18 protein-coding genes are annotated in these 17,805 nt (G+C 41.8%); 13 read left to right on the top strand and 5 right to left on the bottom strand.

Annotation, left to right across the window (positions count from 1 at the left end; genetic code table 11):
* Nucleotides 1–13 precede the first annotated feature (13 nt).
* The gene (locus tag A9260_RS05485) at nucleotides 14–457 is read left to right on the top strand and encodes a F0F1 ATP synthase subunit epsilon (protein ID WP_068696970.1); all 444 of its coding nucleotides are present in this window, start codon (nucleotides 14–16) and stop codon (nucleotides 455–457) included.
* 392 nt (nucleotides 458–849) lie between these two features.
* On the opposite strand, the gene A9260_RS17170 is transcribed toward A9260_RS05485, so the two are convergent.
* Entirely contained in the window at nucleotides 850–1,428 is a 579-nt protein-coding gene (locus A9260_RS17170; RefSeq protein ID WP_068696969.1) for a prepilin-type N-terminal cleavage/methylation domain-containing protein, read from the bottom strand.
* Between the two features lie 416 nt (nucleotides 1,429–1,844).
* Between A9260_RS17170 and cspE the strand changes: the two genes are divergently transcribed.
* The 4 genes from cspE to A9260_RS05460 all read left to right on the top strand — a co-directional run bounded on the left by cspE (nucleotide 1,845) and on the right by A9260_RS05460 (nucleotide 5,945).
* The gene (gene cspE / locus A9260_RS05475) at nucleotides 1,845–2,057 is read left to right on the top strand and encodes a transcription antiterminator/RNA stability regulator CspE (protein ID WP_021714528.1); all 213 of its coding nucleotides are present in this window, start codon (nucleotides 1,845–1,847) and stop codon (nucleotides 2,055–2,057) included.
* A 555-nt stretch (nucleotides 2,058–2,612) separates the two neighbouring features.
* Entirely contained in the window at nucleotides 2,613–3,833 is a 1,221-nt protein-coding gene (locus A9260_RS05470; protein WP_068696968.1) for a M20/M25/M40 family metallo-hydrolase, read from the top strand.
* Between the two features lie 188 nt (nucleotides 3,834–4,021).
* A complete protein-coding gene (gene efpL, locus A9260_RS05465) occupies nucleotides 4,022–4,594 on the top strand; it encodes an elongation factor P-like protein EfpL (RefSeq protein ID WP_068696967.1) in 573 nt (190 codons plus the stop codon).
* Between the two features lie 328 nt (nucleotides 4,595–4,922).
* Nucleotides 4,923–5,945 (top strand): S1 family peptidase, encoded by a 1,023-nt coding sequence (locus tag A9260_RS05460; protein WP_068696965.1) that lies wholly within the window; start codon nucleotides 4,923–4,925, stop codon nucleotides 5,943–5,945.
* Nucleotides 5,946–6,231: 286 nt separating this feature from the next.
* Here the strand turns inward: A9260_RS05460 and A9260_RS17005 are convergent, their stop codons facing one another.
* From A9260_RS17005 to A9260_RS05450, 3 genes are all read right to left on the bottom strand, one after another.
* Nucleotides 6,232–6,396, bottom strand: a complete 165-nt coding sequence (locus A9260_RS17005; RefSeq protein WP_197485252.1) for a hypothetical protein — start codon at nucleotides 6,394–6,396, stop codon at nucleotides 6,232–6,234.
* A 158-nt stretch (nucleotides 6,397–6,554) separates the two neighbouring features.
* Nucleotides 6,555–7,907 carry a molecular chaperone gene (yegD, locus tag A9260_RS05455; RefSeq protein ID WP_068697029.1) on the bottom strand — a complete coding sequence of 451 codons (1,353 nt, stop codon included), beginning with the start codon at nucleotides 7,905–7,907 and terminating at the stop codon, nucleotides 6,555–6,557.
* A gap of 161 nt (nucleotides 7,908–8,068) precedes the next feature.
* On the bottom strand, nucleotides 8,069–8,509 hold the full coding sequence (locus A9260_RS05450; protein WP_068696964.1) for a hypothetical protein: 441 nt from the start codon (nucleotides 8,507–8,509) through the stop codon (nucleotides 8,069–8,071).
* Nucleotides 8,510–8,937: 428 nt separating this feature from the next.
* Here A9260_RS05450 and A9260_RS05445 point away from each other — a divergent pair, with 428 nt between their 5' ends.
* The 7 genes from A9260_RS05445 to A9260_RS05415 all read left to right on the top strand — a co-directional run bounded on the left by A9260_RS05445 (nucleotide 8,938) and on the right by A9260_RS05415 (nucleotide 14,336).
* Nucleotides 8,938–9,732 carry a DUF3450 domain-containing protein gene (locus A9260_RS05445; protein WP_068696962.1) on the top strand — a complete coding sequence of 265 codons (795 nt, stop codon included), beginning with the start codon at nucleotides 8,938–8,940 and terminating at the stop codon, nucleotides 9,730–9,732.
* 3 nt (nucleotides 9,733–9,735) lie between these two features.
* Nucleotides 9,736–11,127 carry a MotA/TolQ/ExbB proton channel family protein gene (locus tag A9260_RS05440; protein WP_068696960.1) on the top strand — a complete coding sequence of 464 codons (1,392 nt, stop codon included), beginning with the start codon at nucleotides 9,736–9,738 and terminating at the stop codon, nucleotides 11,125–11,127.
* Nucleotides 11,127–11,684: a MotA/TolQ/ExbB proton channel family protein gene (locus A9260_RS05435; protein WP_068696958.1), complete on the top strand. Its 558-nt coding sequence runs from the start codon at nucleotides 11,127–11,129 to the stop codon at nucleotides 11,682–11,684. The genes A9260_RS05440 and A9260_RS05435 overlap by 1 nt, the downstream gene beginning before the upstream one ends.
* A gap of 77 nt (nucleotides 11,685–11,761) precedes the next feature.
* Complete coding sequence (locus A9260_RS05430; protein WP_068696952.1) at nucleotides 11,762–12,166, top strand: ExbD/TolR family protein; 405 nt, start codon at nucleotides 11,762–11,764, stop codon at nucleotides 12,164–12,166.
* A 9-nt stretch (nucleotides 12,167–12,175) separates the two neighbouring features.
* The gene (locus A9260_RS05425; RefSeq protein WP_068696951.1) at nucleotides 12,176–12,802 is read left to right on the top strand and encodes an energy transducer TonB; all 627 of its coding nucleotides are present in this window, start codon (nucleotides 12,176–12,178) and stop codon (nucleotides 12,800–12,802) included.
* The gene (locus tag A9260_RS05420; RefSeq protein ID WP_068696950.1) at nucleotides 12,799–13,965 is read left to right on the top strand and encodes a tetratricopeptide repeat protein; all 1,167 of its coding nucleotides are present in this window, start codon (nucleotides 12,799–12,801) and stop codon (nucleotides 13,963–13,965) included. The genes A9260_RS05425 and A9260_RS05420 overlap by 4 nt, the downstream gene beginning before the upstream one ends.
* Before the next feature lie 119 nt (nucleotides 13,966–14,084).
* Entirely contained in the window at nucleotides 14,085–14,336 is a 252-nt protein-coding gene (locus A9260_RS05415; protein WP_068696948.1) for a hypothetical protein, read from the top strand.
* 366 nt (nucleotides 14,337–14,702) lie between these two features.
* Here the strand turns inward: A9260_RS05415 and A9260_RS05410 are convergent, their stop codons facing one another.
* Nucleotides 14,703–15,680, bottom strand: a complete 978-nt coding sequence (locus tag A9260_RS05410) for a transposase (RefSeq protein ID WP_068696946.1) — start codon at nucleotides 15,678–15,680, stop codon at nucleotides 14,703–14,705.
* A gap of 216 nt (nucleotides 15,681–15,896) precedes the next feature.
* On the opposite strand from A9260_RS05410, the gene A9260_RS05405 reads away from it, so the two are divergent.
* Nucleotides 15,897–17,804 carry a TonB-dependent receptor domain-containing protein gene (locus tag A9260_RS05405; protein ID WP_068696939.1) on the top strand — a complete coding sequence of 636 codons (1,908 nt, stop codon included), beginning with the start codon at nucleotides 15,897–15,899 and terminating at the stop codon, nucleotides 17,802–17,804.
* Nucleotide 17,805 lies beyond the last annotated feature (1 nt).

Genomic DNA, 17,805 nt, shown 5'->3' with positions numbered 1-17,805 from the left:
GAGGCGCAGTGCTATGGCTATCGGAGTTACAGAGAATACATTTCAACTTAACATCGTAAGTGCGGAAGGTACGCTGTTTTCAGGGCCTGCACATGCCCTTGCGGTTTCAGGTGCTGACGGTGAACTGGGTATTCGTCCAGGTCACTCACCACTTCTAAGTAAGATTAAACCAGGGGTAACGGTTTTCGTTACTGGTGAGAAACAACAAGAGCAAGTGCTTTACGTTTCTGGTGGTTTAGTTGAGGTGCAACCTGATGTAGTAACAGTTTTGGCTGATACCGCTGTGCATGGTAAAGATATTGACCGTGCTCGTGCTGAAGAAGCAAAACGTGCTGCATTAGAGAACATCAACAAAGGCAATGCGGATATTAACTTTGCTCAAGCTCAGCTTGAACTAGCTAAAGCGATTGCCCAGTTACGTGCTGTAGAACTTACCGGTTCTCGCGCTCGTCACTAATAGTCTTAGGACTAAGAGCCTTCGGGCTCATTTATACCAACTTGAGCTTTGCTTAAGTTGGTATCAGTTAATAGGCTGACTTGTTGTCTCTTACCGACAGGTTGGCCTCCCTAAGTAAGCGGTTAAACGTAAGACTTACCCAAGGGAATACCAGTTCTTTTAGCAGAGAAACTCAGAACAGTAGTAGTTCTGATCCCCTAAGGCCTCAGGTGACTCACCCTCTCTCTGAGGTTCTTTCCTATCTGGCGTACAGTAAAATCTATACTTCTGAACAATATGTCGGAACTAACTGCCACGTTCAATATACCAATACTCAAGTTTACCAACCCGATATTATCATTCGCACAGATCATTGTTAGCGTTGGACTATAGTGCTTTCACAGGTTACTAAGTTAACAGCCGTCAGTTCTTGAACCTGAATAATAGGCTTCTTTTGTCGCTTCGTTGATATAGAAGGCGTAACAACCGTTTGAATTTAGGGTGTATCCTCTTGGCCACAAATAAGAAGCTCGGTCTTGACCGCCATTTGCAGTTAACGGGTGTCCGGGTACTTCGACATAGCCTGACTTCCCTGGATACATATTTCCTAGAATACAAAACTCTGGCTCTGAGCAGGGCACTGTCTCCCAGTTTCGAGTCCATGATGTTGGGACATCAATTTGCAGTAAGGCGCGCAGCGTATCAGCGCTTGCGGCAGGCATCTGAGCTTTTAAGGTAATGGTTTGGCCGGTGTATTCAATGCTGTCTTGTGCATTATCTATTTGAATACGTGCGCTAGCTAGATTTAGTGAAGAATGTAATGCACCTGCAACGCCCTCAATGCTTGAGGTTGTTGCATCGCTTTTGAGATTGATAAAACGCGGGGCTGCGACAACAGCTAATACGCCAAGTATGACAATGACAACAACTAACTCAATGAGAGTAAAGCCTTGGGTTCTTTGTTGCTGGGTTACTGTAGTGAAGTATGTCATGAGAGTGATTGGTACTGACTGCTATTGAATACGAATTACGATATGCACACGATAGAGTAGCTGGTCATACTTGTCACTCACCCATTGTGCAAAATGTATCAAATTGTGAATTTGATTTACCCGTCAATGCCTATAAACACTAGGGTCTAGCCACTGTTATGACAATAGGGTGGTCGAAATTATAAAAATAATATTTGATAAAAGCTTTACAGCTGATAAATATAGTGTATATTCCACCTTCACTCTGTGATTCAGAGTTATTAATGAAATATAAGTTAAAAGCAAAACCCTTAGTATTCCTTCGTTAGTGTTGTCATCCTCAGTGTTTCCTTAGCTTCATCGTAGCATTCAATAATTCAAATTTCAGCGTCTCGCAATTTCGCGAAAATAAATGATTTTTATATAAGGGACAGATTATGTCTAACAAAACTACTGGTATCGTAAAATGGTTTAACGAAGAGAAAGGCTTTGGCTTTCTAACTCAAGACAATGGCGGCCAGGACGTATTCGTTCACTTCCGTGCTATTGCTTCTGAAGGTTTCAAAACTCTTGCTGAAGGCCAAAAAGTGTCTTTCACTGTAGAGCAAGGTCAAAAAGGCCTTCAAGCTGCTGACGTAGTAGCTATCTAAGTTTTAGTCGGCGTAGATGCTTTTGCATCTACGCTAACTTTCTCATTTATCCATAATAGAAAATTTATATCGTAACACCGTAAGTAAACATCTCTCTCACATCTGCAAAACGTAAATGTCGTCAAGTTAGTTATTTCCTACGCTACATCAATATAAATATCAAAACACCTATCCTATTCAGCACCAATGTGTTCTGAACAAGATCTGCCGTGTAAAATTTAAGGAAATGTATGTCTCGTTCTATTGGACGCAAACGTTTTTGGTTTCAAAAACTGCGCACTCAAACCAGCATCAAATTTAAAAAAGTAAGCTAATCAAACATTAGCCAATCGTTGTATATAGACTCAAGCCGTTTTCGTGATTCAGAACGCTTTGAGCACCACCCTGATTTACCCCTCTACCTCTAATATTCAAACTGCCACACTTTCTCTTTCTTAAAGAAAATTAATCAGCATCTTATTGCTTATTGATTGAATTGTTCGTTGTAAATCTCTTGAATTCATTGGCTTCAGGCATTAGTTTAACTGCCAATAGTAAATGGATAGAGATGTACCAATGACCAGCGAAAACAGTAATAGCCCTGTATGGGCACAACCAATGCCACAATCTCAATTTGAATTTATGTCGAAGGTATTGTCTGCACCTTCTCCAATTGGTTTTGAAGCCGCAATGAGCTACGGCATCATTAAGCCAGAATTTGAGTCTTTCATGCCACAAGGGTGGGGAACGCATCAATTTAAAGGCAATGCTAGCATCGTATTTGATTCTCATCCGGGACGTGATGATTTGACTAGCGTAATGATTGTTGGTCACGCTGACAAAATCCGTATGCAAGTGCGTAAAATTGATAAAGACGGCAAAGTTTGGATCAATACGGATTCATTCCTACCCACCACATTGATTGGCCATGAAGTTCAAGTATTCTGCCAAGATCCTGCAAAACTAGGCGCTTACAAAGTCATCAAAGGTGGCACAGTAGAAGCGCTAGGTGCCATTCACTTCTCAACTCCTGCGCAGCGTACGGGTGAGCAAGGTATTAAACCTGAATCAATTTATCTAGAACTGCAAATGCACGGAGACGATCGTAAAGCGCAAGTGGAAGCACTTGGCCTACGTGTGGGTGACCCTATCTTGCTTGATCGCCCAATTAAACGCGGCGTTGCACCAGATACCTTCTTTGGCGCTTACTTAGATAACGGCCTAGGCTGTTTCTCTGTTGCGGAGATTGCACGTACTCTTGCCGCTGAAGGCCTAGATAATGTTCGTGTGCTTTACACTATCGCTACTCATGAAGAAATTGGTCGCTTTGGTTCAACACAAGTTGTTGGTGAGCTTAGACCTGATGTGTTGATTGCAACAGATGTAAACCACGATTACGAAGCCGCACCTGGCATTGGTCATCGCAACATGAACCCATTACAAATGGGCAAAGGCTTTACGGTTGGACGTGGCTCTGTATCTTCTGAGTACTTAGTGCAAACACTGGATAACTTATGCCGTGAAAAAGGCATTCCAATGCAGTTAGATTTTTCTGGTAGAGACATGGGTACTGACGGTATGGCCGCAGCACTTGCCGGTGTAGATAGCGCAGCGATTACGATTGGTTACCCAATTCGTAACATGCATACTTCATCAGAATCTGCACACACTGGCGATCTATTAGCTTCAATTGAAGCGATCACTGAGTTGTTACGTCATTTCAACACTATGAATGATGGTAAAGGCATGACTCGTGATGATCTTAAGAACAGCCACATCAGATTAGATAATCTGTAATAGCTTGACCGATTTATGATCAAACGCTCATTCATTGGGCGTTTTTTTATGCGTGTAAGTTAATCTATTGCCGTATAAGTCAGGACTTTTTGCCTATATCGGTCACAATTAATCACTAGAGGGTGATCAACGCTTTTTGACCTTGTATACTCTGGCAAGAACGATCTTAATGAAACAAGGGAACCATCATGCCTAAGGCAAGTGAAATCAAAAAAAGTGCTGCGATTGAGCACAACGGTAAAGTGTACTTCGTTAAAGAAATCAATAAACTAACGCCAAGTGGTCGTGCTGGTGCAAGTTTGTATCGTATGCGTATGTATGATGTTGCGACAGGCGCAAAAGCCGATGAAAGCTTTAAAGCTGATGAAATCATTAACCTTGCAGATTTCAGCCGTCACCCTTCTACATTTTCATACATCGATGGTGATGAATATGTATTTATGGATAGCGAAGACTACACGCCGTACAACTTTAACAAAGAGAGCATTGAAGAAGAGCTTCAGTTCATCAATGAAGAAACACAAGGCATCTTCGTATTGCTAGTTGACGGTAGCCCAGTAGCTCTTGAACTGCCATCAGTGGTTGAGCTTGAAATTACTGAAACTGACCCTTCAATTAAGGGAGCTTCAGCTGCCGCTCGTACTAAACCTGCAACACTAACAACTGGCCTTACTATTCAGGTACCTGAGTATATTGCTGGTGGTGAGAAGGTTCGAGTAAACACTTCTGATAAAGCCTTTATGGGTCGTGCTGACAAGTAAGCACTCTCAGCTTGAATATAAAAAACGCAGTAACCTAATTCTAGGGCTGCGTTTTTTTTTCCTTGTGATTTTTGATGCCCCTTCATACCAATCGTAGTAAATCTCTGATCATTTACTTACTGTGATTGGTATCATTTGTAGTGGCGCAGTAAATTTGTCTCTTTATACCCATCATTCTCATGTTGAATCGGCTAACTTATATTAGATTGTTATTATTGTTGCGGTAATATTGGTTTAATATTAAATTAATGTACATTCCATCAGTTGAAGGTGGAATCAGCAGGTAAAGGAATTACCTTTTAAGACTGATGATGTAAAGGAGTCGGGTATGCTTAAATCAATTCATGTGGCTGTGTATGCCGCTATCACTTTCATCCCTTTTCACGTCGCTTCGGCAGAAGGTAATGTCAGCACTTATATCGTTAATGGCAGTTCGGTTTCCATTGAAACGTTTCCATCATTTTCCAGCCTTATCTTTGATCAGCTTGATGATTCAGGTTTATATCAAAACTATTGTGGCGGAACCATTTTAGATCAATACCATATTTTAACCGCAGCGCATTGTGTCGAGGGTGACTCGTACTATTACACCTACACCTCTGTTGCCCCGCAATTGCAAAACGAAGAACAGATCTTCCATGAAGTCGGCGACCTGCCTAAGGTCGAACTTATTCGAGCAAGTGAGTTTTATTACCCAAGCACCTTTGTTGATAGCGCATCACTGAGTTGGCCTGATGACATTGCCATCATTAAACTAGAACAACCTATGTCGGTATCAGCATCCGATTACGCTACTTTAGCCTCTTTAACTGACGCTCAATCGTATGATGTGGTTGGCACACAAATGATGACGATTGGACATGGGTATACTCGCTCTGTTACTGATAATGCCGATGTGCTGCAAGGTGTCACACAAACTCTGATTTCCAGCTCTGATTGTGAATCAGCCGATATTAGTAGCAAGCAGTTATGTCTGCAAGGTGATGTCGACTTTACCTCTCAACTGCGAAACTCGACTTGTGGTGGGGATTCTGGAGGACCGTTATATTGGTATAACGGCAACCAATATATTCAGGTTGGGATCACTAGCTTTGGTCCGTCACAATGTGGAGACTCTAGTGCGGACTATTCCTCGGCTTATATAGAAGTTGCTGAGTATAGAGATTGGATTGACAGTGTGTTAGCAGGGCAAGAGACACCAAAGGCAATTGTCACAGACTTTGACCGAGAAAATTATGTACCAGAGGAAGATGAGGCGGATAGCCCAGAGGAAGAATCTGGTGGCAGCTTGGCATGGGCTTGGTTAGTGCTGCTGTTTATTGGTCGTCGATTTCAAATAGCGCGAATTTAAAATCAATAAGTGAGCCAACTGTTGGCCGTTCAGGGCTCACTATTTTAGCTTTCTAGGCGTTATTAACGGTACTTTTCAGCTTGTTATCGAGTTAGGGCGAACGTATGAGTGAACACTTATAGACCAATCATGTACATCATCTCCACAAGACGCCGTGAAATCATCCTTGATGGCTTCATTGTGGCATCCATACCACAAATCCATGCAATAAAGGCTTGTTCCGATAATGCACATGATTTTGTTCAAATAATGTTCGTGATATCACTCTGGTTATCGAGTTGATGAGTTAGCTGTCTTTTGCATTATTAGTGCAATTTGAAAAAGTCACCTGACCTTGATTAGCCATTTGGTTTGATGAGTGTTGATCATCATGGGCAACATCGTATAAGCCATTCATACAAAAGCCCACAATAACCCCTAAAATGATAAATTGGATTGGCTTTATATTCATACGTCCCTCTAATACTGCAACTTAACTTTATTCGTTAATCTCTAATCACTAGCCGTTAATCGCTAGCCACTAGCAATTGATAACGCTTTAATGATTAAGCTTAGCTTTAAATAAGTAAGCAATCAAAAATTGATATGCATCAATATTTACATTAAGTGTTATTTAAAGCAAATATCTGCCCAGCGAGCAAGCCCTGCTGTGACTGAACCAAAATAATTGCCACTGACGATAGGTACATTTGGCAGTACAGATTTAACCGCTTGTTGTAACACTCGCGAGCGCGCCGAGCCACCAGTCATAAACACAACATCGGGTGTAATTTGAGATTGTTGCACCGCTTCGAGTACCAATTTGGTGATTTTCTCTTTAGGGACTTCGATAGCGCGTTCCATCTCTTGTTGAAGCACCGGGATTTCGACGGTCTCACTTAGTAATCGAAGCTGGGCTAAGTAGTCACTATTTTCACACAGTGCTATTTTGGTTTGCTCCGCTTCTGAAACAATGCTGTAGCCGAGCGCCCCTTGATGAACTTCAAGCATACGAGCAAGTTTTGCCGGCTCAAGCGCTTCTCGTTGCAACTGTTTCAAAACCGCTAGATTCTCTTTTGCATAAAAATCTCGCTGAGCTTGCACATTATTAATTAAAATTGAGTGCCAGAATTGGCTGATGGGTATTTCAAGCCCTGATTGTTTGCGACTGCCTCTGCCCAGTTCAGTCATAAACTGTTTGTAGGCGATATGAATATCAAGATCATTACCTCCGACTAACTGCCCCGTGTGACCGAGTAACGTTTGTTTACGATCGCTTTTTCCAAACCAAGATGGGCCCATTTGAATCATCGAGCAATCTGTTGTACCGCCGCCAATATCGACTACTAATACATTTTTGTCGGTGTGTAATGTGCTTTCATAATCTAGGCCAGCGGCAACGGGTTCAAACTGAAACTCTATATTTTTAAAGCCTGCTCGACTGGCCGCGCGAAGTAAAATATCTTGCGCTTGTTGGTTCGATTCTTCCCCTCCGCGCCCTAAAAAGTTTACTGGGCGACCAATAACGGTATCGGTAAGGGTTTTGCCTAATGACTGTTCAGCCTGAGATTTAACGTTTTCCATCATTGCGCAAACAAGATCTTCAAAGAAGGCCAGTTGAGCATCCCTTAAACCACGAGCACCAAGAAAAGACTTTGGCGATTTGATGTAATACACATCTTTTGGGTCTTGCAGGTAGAGATCAAGAGCGGCCTGACCAAACAGGAACTCTTCTTCCATGACATCAATGCCTTCTTCTCTATTGGTGCGAATAGCACGTTGCAAAATGCTTTCGCCATGAGGAGTGGCAGGGAGAATATTCTTTCTTTTATACAGATATTCAGACAGTGCTTCAGATGTTGGAGCACAGAGAGTCGAGGAGATGTATTTATCACCATTTGCCAGTGGAATTTGGATAGCTTGGTTATCAATAATGTGGGCGACAGAGCAGTTTGCTGTGCCGTAATCAAAACCTATTGCTATTGTATCTTTATCCATCTTGCAGCCCGACTCATAAATAAAAGGGGCGCAATTAAACACTGTTTGGGTTTGCTAGGTCAAGAGTTGGAGGGAATAAAATTGCACAGAAAAGCGAGTATTTCAAATTAGGCTGAATTTGAAGTACTCGCTTTTGATTTAAATGATTAGCTTTCAAGGTCCATCGCATTTATACCGTCGCCATTTCCTTTGTTGCCGTTGTTTCGGTTTCCTTTATTACCACTACCATCACGATTGCCTTTGCCGTCTCGATTAGCATTGCCGTCACGATTAGCATTGCGGGCATGCACATCAAACTCAGCCTTATCAATGTATCCATCCTGATTTGCATCTAAAGAATCAAATGTGGCAGCTTTAGAGACATTCTTCATTTGGCGACCTTCTTGTGCTCGCTGTGTCATTCTTTGAGCTTTAAAGGCATTAAATTCATCGGCGCTGACTTTTCCATCCTGATCTGCATCCACAGCGGTGAAGTTTGGCGTTGGGTTTGCACTGTTTGCTTGTTTACCTTGGCCTGCGGCATTGACGCCAAAAGCGACAGATACAATCAGTGTAGTAAGTAGTGCTAGTGCTGTTGAGTGTTTCATAATCCTGTCCTCATTAATGTCTACAATCAAAGAATAGGCGCTGGAATGAATGTTAGCGTAAGCTAATGTAAGGTTATGTAAAGACCAACTGCAAGGGTTCTAGCTGGAGTATTAGGGAATTGATATAACAAGTTATTATTGTGTGAGAGTTTGCGGTATGGATGCAATTTTATTGCAACAATTGATGTTTATCTCTAGTATGGCGAAACTTATTGCAAATAATACCGCTTCTCATTTGCGTTAATGTCACAATATGGATGTTTTACCACGATAAATGAAATACATTTCGGTTAAAAAGGATTGAGATCAAATATAGCCGAATGATTTGTTTTTACTATATCGTCAAATATCCCAAAGTAGGGTCGTGACTCTCTTTGGTGCAGTACCGTATTCAATATAAGCTAAATCAAAGATTTAACGAGATAAATATGAACCACAAATCAGTGCGAGCTGTGCTAGTTGCAAGCTTGTCGATAACAAGTACTTTAGCGTTTGCTACTTCGCAATCCAATTTGCAGAAATCACAAAATTTAGAAACGCAAATCACTAAAAATGCCGCTCATAGTCAAACTAAAGTTGCCAAAAGCAGTGATGAATCCATTAGATTAGAAGCGGATATTGCCGCTCTAAAGCAAGAAGTCAACAATCTAAAAGTGTATCAAACACACCTTAATGGGCTTATTGCGAGTCAAGCTGATGAAATTAACAGTTATAACGCACAAATTTCTCAAATTGATGAGATCAGACAGAGTATCGTGCCATTAATGTACGAAATGCTCGAAGGGTTGAAAACCATTCAGGATAATGATCGTCCTATCCGCTGTGAAGCTCGTCACGAGCGATTAGAAAAACTGTCGACTATGATGACACAAGCTGACATTAGTGATGCTGAAAAGTATCGTCGAATTCTTGAAGCGTATCAGATTGAGATGGACTACGGCACCAAGATGGCTGCGTATTCAGGTCCAATTGTCATTGATGGTCAGTCAATTATTGTCGAAAAACTGTATCTTGGACGAATTTCATTGGTTGCTCGCTCTAAAGATCATCAAGGTTACTGGGCTTGGGATCACAGTCAGAAAATGTGGATAGCGCAGGATCGTAGCATTGGTCATGATATTGATAAGGCATTTGATGTTGCGGCAAAACAAGCCTCTCCAACACTATTAGAACTGCCGGTTTCGCTATCTAAAGGTTCGTTACCTAAAGGCGAGGGGGAGTAAATTATGAAACATTACCTCACGATCATTACACTGGCTGTTATTACGCTATTTTCAGCGACGTCAAGCTATGCTAATCAAGACCTTTTGCAAAATACAGCAAAAGCAAAACAGGCTGAGCAACAGCAGAATAAACAGCGTGAACAAGCATTTAAAGCTACAGAGCAACAGCTCAAAAGTGAATACAAGGCATTACTTAAACAGCGTAATAGCCTCAATAAAAGCATCGAGTCATTAAGTGATCAATTTGATGATAATGAGCAAACATTGGCAGAGAAAGAGAAGCAACTGACGCTGGCAACCGGTAGCTTAGGTGAAATCTTTGGTGTTGTCCGTCAAGGTGCAAAAGATGTGCAACTAGAGCAAGAACGCTCGGTTGCTTCGATTGGTTTAGATAAGGACATTGACCTTATTCATACCATTATTGATGCAAAATCAATCCCTTCTAAAGCTCAGTTATATGGCTTGTGGCATGCCTATGAGAACCAAATCACCAATAGCGCGCAAGCAACGCTACTTAATGTGCCGTATGTTAATGGCGCAGGTGAGATACAGCAAAAACGTGTTCTGCGTATGGGGGCATTTGCCTTAGCTGATGAACACGGTTATTTAACATGGGATCCGGCTAAAAAAATGGCCACGTCTTATATTGTGCAGCCGAGCAATCCTTTGTTAGTTTCTGCTAATTTAACCACTGCGACTACGCTGGTGACGATTGATGCTTCGCGTGGCGCTTTGCTTGAACAATTGGCAAATAACCCAACGATAATGCAGCGCATCGAACAAGGTGGCATTGTCGGTAAAATTATCATTAGTCTGTTAGGCATTGGTCTATTAATTGGTGTGTATCGCTCTATTGTGTTAGTTGCGATTAAGTCAAAAATTAATAAGCAATTAAAGCAGGTTGATACACCAAAATCAGATAACCCGCTTGGACGTATTATCTTGGTTCACCAAGTGGATAATAGCCCGACCTTGGAAGCTTTAGAATTGCGCTTGCTAGAAGCGGTAATGGATGAGCAAGAGCAGCTAGATAAAGGCATCTCGACGGTTAAATTGTTGGCCGCCATTGCCCCTATGTTGGGACTGTTGGGTACGGTGACGGGCATGATTGATACGTTCCAAACCATTACTCAATTTGGTAATGCCGATCCTCGTATTATGGCAGGTGGCATTTCCATGGCTTTGATTACCACTGTGCTAGGTTTGGTTGCGGCGATGCCACTACTGCTGGTTCACAATATGTTATCGAGCCTATCGGAGAGCATTCGTAATATTATTGAGAAGCAGGGTGTCGGTCTTGTTGCTGAAAGTGCAGAGCGACAGGCCATGTTAGCGGGTAGCCAAACGAATCATGTAGTGCAGCAGCCAGAGCAGAATTCGGCGAGTCTTGCGTAATGATTGATCTTGTCACGAATTTTACTTGGTTCACCGATCTTAGCGTTATCAGCTCAATTGAGCAGTTAATGTTTCGTGGTGGTCCGGTTTTATGGTGGCTTGCCATTGTGATGCTTTTTTTCTGGATTTTGGTACTGGATAGAGTGATGTACTTTGTGTGGGTTTTTCCAAAATACCAGCAGAAGTGGGTTCTAAAATGGCAGGTGCGAACAGACCGTCATTCATGGTTTGCCTTATCTCAAAGAGAGGCTTGGCTTGCGCAATCGGAGTTGGATCTTAAACGCTGGTTATCCTTGATGAAGGTGTTAATTTCGCTCTTTCCTATGCTGGGTTTGCTTGGCACTGTGACTGGGATGATTTCCGTGTTTGATGTCATGGCTGCGCAAGGCAATAGTGAGCCTCGTTTAATGGCGGCGGGAATTTCCATGGCGACTATCCCAACCATGGCAGGCATGGTCGCAGCTTTAGTCAGTATGTTTGTGTATTCAAGGTTATGTGGGTTAGCAGAGCGTAAACAATTGCATTTAGAGCGCTTGCTTCGTATTCATACCCCATAGTTTTTGTAGTTAATGAGTGATGCTGATTCAATCTTTAGAGCATCACTGCAGTTTCGTCATATAGAGGTTTTATTAAAATGAGATTAGGGCGACGTCGTGAGAAAAATGAAGAAGCGCAGGTTGATATGACCTCAATGCTCGACATCGTATTTATCATGTTGATCTTCTTTATTGTTACCAGCTCCTTTGTGCGAGAGTCCGGTGTTGAGGTGAATCGTCCTCAAGCGGCAAATTCAACCAGTCAGCAAGATGCCGGTATTTTTATTGCGATTACCGATAATAATCAAGTGTATATCGATAAACGCTTAGTCGACTCAGAGCGTGTACAAGCCACCCTAGAAAACCTATTAATCGATAAGCCAGATGCTTCTGTTGTCATTCAAGCAGACAAATTTGCCTTTAACGGTACTGTGGTTGAAGTGATGGACGGAGTAAAAGGGGCGGGCGTTGAAAAAATTGCTCTTGCCACTGCGGCGAAATAGAGACAGTTCATGAAACGACTATTTATCGCGGCACCCATTGCATTTTTGCTTACCCTATTTGTATTTGGTTTCATGACTTGGTTGGTTAATTTAGGTAAAACGCCGCTACAAGTGACCAAGCCATTGTTGAGCTTTGATATCTTGCAAGTAGAGCAAGACAGTCAAGCACAGCGACGTCAAAGACAACTGCCTGATCCGCCGAAAAAGCCAGTACAGCCACCGGAGATGAAATCCAGTAGCTCGAATAATGTCTCCAGTACGCCAATGGCGTTAAGTCATTTTGAATTGCCGCAGGTGTCTATTGATACTTCAGTTTCAGGTCTTGCCATTTCAAGCCCTGGCCCTCTCAGTATTGGGCAAAATCAGCAGGCAATGCCACTGCATCGAATTGAGCCAAGGTACCCAACCCGAGCGCTTAGCCGAAAAATTGAAGGCTTTGTGGTGATGAGTTTTACCATTAATCAAAATGGCAGACCAACGGACATTCAAGTTTTGCAAAGTCAACCTAACCGAATCTTCGACAGAGAGGCCAAAAGAGCCCTGCAGCGCTGGAAGTATCAGCCGCTTATCGTCGATGGTAAGGCAACGGCGAGAAAAGGCCAGACGTTAAAGTTGGAGTTTAAACTGCAAAAATGACAAATTTAGCGATTGTTTTAGCCATAGTACTTAGTGTGCTATCAATGCAGGTCAGTGCGCAAGAATTAAGCCGTTCTGTTGCCACTAGAGTGCATCAAGCTTATGAATTACAAAACAAAGATAACAATGTAAAAGCCATACAGACTTTAGAAAAGATAAAAGGGAATCATGCTTACGATACTGCTTTTGTGCAGCGAATGCTGGGCATTTTATACTGGCAACAGAAACAAAATAACCAAGCTGAAGAAGCGCTAACCCAAGCGGTTAGTGTAAATGGATTACCCATTGAGCAACAGATAGAAACGCAACGTATGCTAGGGGATATTCAGCTATCTAACGGGCACACCCGTAAAGCTTTAGCGACCTATCATCAGGTTATCGTACAAAATAATACTCATAAAATTATTGATGCAACGAGCATTCAGCAAGTTTGGTTACGCATTGCTCAAGGTAATTACCAACTGGAAGAGTGGAAAGCAGTAATCGCGGCCACTCATGGCTATCGCAACAATGGCGGAAAAGTAACGGTTCCGATGCTTAATTTACGCTTGGGCGCTGAATTATCCTTAAAACGCTGGAATAGCGCGCTAAAAACGACCCTGATTTTAAGAGGATTTGAGCCAGAGCAATCGCGCTGGTGGTTACAAACTCTGAATTTATATTTGAGAGTTGAACAATTTCCGCAGGCGTTAGCCACACTAAAACAATATGAACGTGCTGGTTTTTCATTAACTGATGCCCAATATCGTTTAATGGCGCAACTGTATTCCAAACAAAAAGTACCGCAGAAATCCGCTGAGATTTTTCATCTGTTAAATAAAGCAGACAACAGCAAAGCCAATGATTTGGCGAGGGAAGCGCAATATTGGCAGCAAGCAAGGGATTGGGAGCAATCTCTATCAGCGTGGTCAAGAGCAGTTGAAAAAGACCGTAAATATCAATGGTCTTATATCCAATTGTTGATGCAGCATAAGCAATATAAGACGGCGTTGACCCAATTGAACAGTGTTAAATCCAGTAGTCGAAGAGAGCTAACTCGTGTGGATGCCTATTATCGTTTAGGGGATAAAGACCGCGCACTGCGTCATGCGCAAAAAGCAAATCAGATAGAATCGAGTCAAAGTGCGCTTAACTGGATTCGTTATTTAACGCAGATTCAATGAAAGTAGTGAGATGTTTGGCTAAGTCATTAAATATTCCAGATGGGCTTTCACACAGTTGCATTTAACCGCAAAATATCGCACCATCTCGCCATTATTATTGCTTAATAGAGAAGATAAACATGAACAATGATGCTGATATCATCACTACCTTAGAAGAGCTAGAAGCTTTCTTAATCGCTGTTGAAGATGGCGGTTTTAGTTTAAGTAACGTTGAAGGTCTTGCGTTGGCAACAAGCAATAAAGACGGTCGCCGTTTTGTGGCAGTGTTAGATGACAAGCACCAATTATTGTTGTCTCGCTGGGTAACAGAAGATGTATTCCAAACAGGGCAAGACCTAGTCCGTGGTGGGCCAAAGCGTAAGAAGCATTAATCTGTTTGATGTCCACTCAGTTTAATATTAAATAAAAATACGTGTTATTATTTTTAAATTCCAGTACATGAGTGTGCTGGAATTTTTTTGCTTAAAGATTCTAAGTAATATCAATATGATAGCAGCCTTTATGTTATGGTGTTTAAATCAAGCCACCCAAGATAAATCAACCACATAGCCGCATAAATTTACTGTGACTGACCCAGAAATACAGATATTAAAAAATAAGGCTTTTGAAGTGAGCATATCGGGTGTTTATCTATCGATATGAACGGATACATGGAGAAAACATGAAATTTGGGCACGCTCAATCCCCATTATGCCAATAGGGTTATAAAGTAGAGTTATAATAAATTTGTAGCAGAGTTAGCCAGACTTAAAGTACTGACAATCGCCAGAAAAATGTCGTCTTTGTTTTTCTAAATGCTCACAGTAGTAAGTAAGCTCTTCGATAGTCCCGACGGGGCCATGAAATAGCAGGCCAAACTCTGTGGTTAATTTGATCCAGTTGTCATGAGGTATTTTCATTTTAGAGAGCAACGTCTTACTGTTTTCACTGATAACACCATGTTTATCATTACGGATAATACGCCCAGTTTCATCGACTAATGTAAGGTATTCTTTTAGCGAAAATGCAATACCTTTTGGTTGATTCTCACGTTCATTTCCAGTAAATGGCAGAAGTGCTTTAGGTTGTTTTCCTCTCAATGCAGCTTTGATACGGAGCTGAATGCTGGTGTGATTTGACTGCTCTAATGTTTGAGCCATCTTAGCTCTGATAGGGTTTAAATCGACATATGCCATGCAAGTTAGTAATGCCGTATCATCGAGCAGTGCTTGAGACTTAAACCGTCCCTCCCAGAAGCGACCACCGCAGTTATCTTCTTGATTTGCTTGTCTTGCAATCGGTTCATTCAAGCAGCGCATAAACCAGCTAATATCGCATAATCGGCTTCGAAAGGTTGCTATAGAATGTTTTAATCTAGCAACTTCGTGGGCTTCAATTAGTTCACCTCGAACGAATTTTTGTGTCAACTCATCGCCTTTAAATAACTTGTGCCATTGCTGGAGAACCTTTCTATCACTCCAATTATTTGCGGTATCAACATCAATTCGTAGTATCACATGCAGATGATTCGACATGACTGCGAAAGCTGCTATATCGATGGAGAATGCAGCTTCCAATTTAACCAATAAACCTTCAACCCAGCTTCGTCTATGGTCATAATTTTTGCCTGAAAATAGGTCATCACCACAAAGATAAGCACGCCTAACAACGCGACTACAACAATGGTAATAAGGTGTGTCTTCAATACTAATTTGAGTCCTACGAGGGCGAGGCATAGTACTTCTCCAACATATTTTGACAGTATGAGTTTAGTTGATGGTTGTGGATTGTGCGATTTAACTTGGGTGGCTAGATAAGCTCTAGATAAGTGACATGCATATTACGTTGTTCTTAATTATTTCTGATCTTTTGTAAACAAGCACTTGAAAGTCTTATGTTATGTTGTAACATATCGACCGATTGTAATTTCACTCAAAGTATTATGGAATTTTATGAATAACGTTCGTTTAGCCCCGTTGGCGGCTGCTTTTTTCTGTGCAGGTGTCTCTGCTGCACAAAACACAGATGAAGTAATGGTTGTCACGGCAACCTCTTATCAAACCAAAGTATCTGAAGTACCGGCAAGTGTTTCGATCATCACTAAAGAAGAGTTGGCGTTGATGCCATACAACAATTTAGCTGACGCACTGGCGACGACCGCTGGTGTTCATATTGCTGATATCGGTCAAGGTCGTCAGGGTATTGAGATTCGAGGAATGGACGTTTCACAAAGTTTGATATTGATTGATGGTCGCCGCATGAGTCGTGCTTCGGACATGCTAGGTCACTCTAACTTTGAGCTGCAAAATATCCCAGTTTCAGACATTGAGCGTATTGAAGTTATCAAAGGCCCTATGTCAGCTCTTTATGGTTCAGATGCCTTGGGTGGCGTGATTAACGTTATTACAAAACCAAAATCGAATGAATGGTCTGGCAGTGTTCGTGGCGGCGGCTCAACTGCGATTGGTGAAGATGGTGATACTGGAAATATTGAAGTCAGTGCATCGGGTGCTCTTATTGACGACACGGTATTGATGAAAGTGACGACAGGGCATGCTTATCAAGGCCTTATCGAAAATCGTAATCGTGAAAATGAGACGGATATTGCCGGAAATCGTAATACTTTTGTTGATGTTGAACTGCAAACTATTATTAGCCCACAACAAGAAGTCGATGTTTATACTCGCGTCGCACAAACTGACAGCTGGTATGACTCAAATGATGATACCTCGGGTGATAAAATCCGCAGCACAACGACTTACGATACCTTTGAATATGGCGTTACACACTCCGGTTATTGGGATTTTGCAGACACTCAGCTGCGCGTATACGGTTCACGCGTCTCTCAAACCAATGAAAAAACAATAGGTGCACCAAACGATCCCAACGATATTGATGAAGATATTGTTGATGGTTACATCCAGTTCTTTGCTTTTGATATTCATCACGTAACACTGGGTGGCCAATGGAGTGAGCAACGTCTTGATAGTGTTGACATCACCACTGGTGGAGGCTCGGCAAGCCAAGGTGCGCTATTTTTACAAGATGATATTAGTCTAACTGACGAACTGTCACTGCTTTTAGGTGGTCGCTATGACAACCATGCCGATTTTGGTAGCCATTTCTCTCCTCGTGCTTACTTAGTGTATAACCCAACGCAAAATTGGACCTTTAAAGGTGGATATGGTGAAGGCTTTAAAGCACCAACCATTAAGCAATCTTCTCCAGAGTACTACAGTACCGCTGTTGGTCGCCCATTTGATCTTAAAGGCAATGCAGATTTAAAACCTGAAGTGAATAAATCGTATGAAATATCAGCAGCGTATAATACTGAACGCTGGGGAAGTACGGTTACATTGTTTCAAAATAACGTAGAAAATCTTATTGATTTGGAATGTATTGCAAGCTGTGGTCGTCCTATTGCAGGTTCAACGATATATCAATACGTCAATATTAATGAAGCAGAAATCAAAGGTATTGAATGGTCTGGTAATGTTACCTTAGCTCCTGCTTGGTACGTAAACATGAACCTGACCCTGCTGGATACAGAAGATAAATCAACAGGTGAAGTCATTGAGAATAAGCCTAAATCACAAGCTTATTTAGCCATTAATTGGAAAACTACAGAGCAGTTAACCACTCAAGTTAGTATGCGTCATATTGGCTCTCAAACGGATGAAGGTGAAAAACTACCTGCATACCAAGTTTATGATTTTGCAGCAAACTATAGCCTAAATAGTTTTGATGTCTCTATGGGTGTCTCAAATTTACTTGATACCTATTTAGAAGATGAGTCAGAGTTTTTTACTTACGCAATCCAGCCTCGTCAAGTTTACCTAAACGGTACATACAGGTTTTAAT

Source organism: Vibrio sp. UCD-FRSSP16_30, from assembly GCF_001676025.1.
Classification (GTDB): domain Bacteria; phylum Pseudomonadota; class Gammaproteobacteria; order Enterobacterales; family Vibrionaceae; genus Vibrio.
This window is presented reverse-complemented; position numbering and strand designations above follow the sequence as displayed.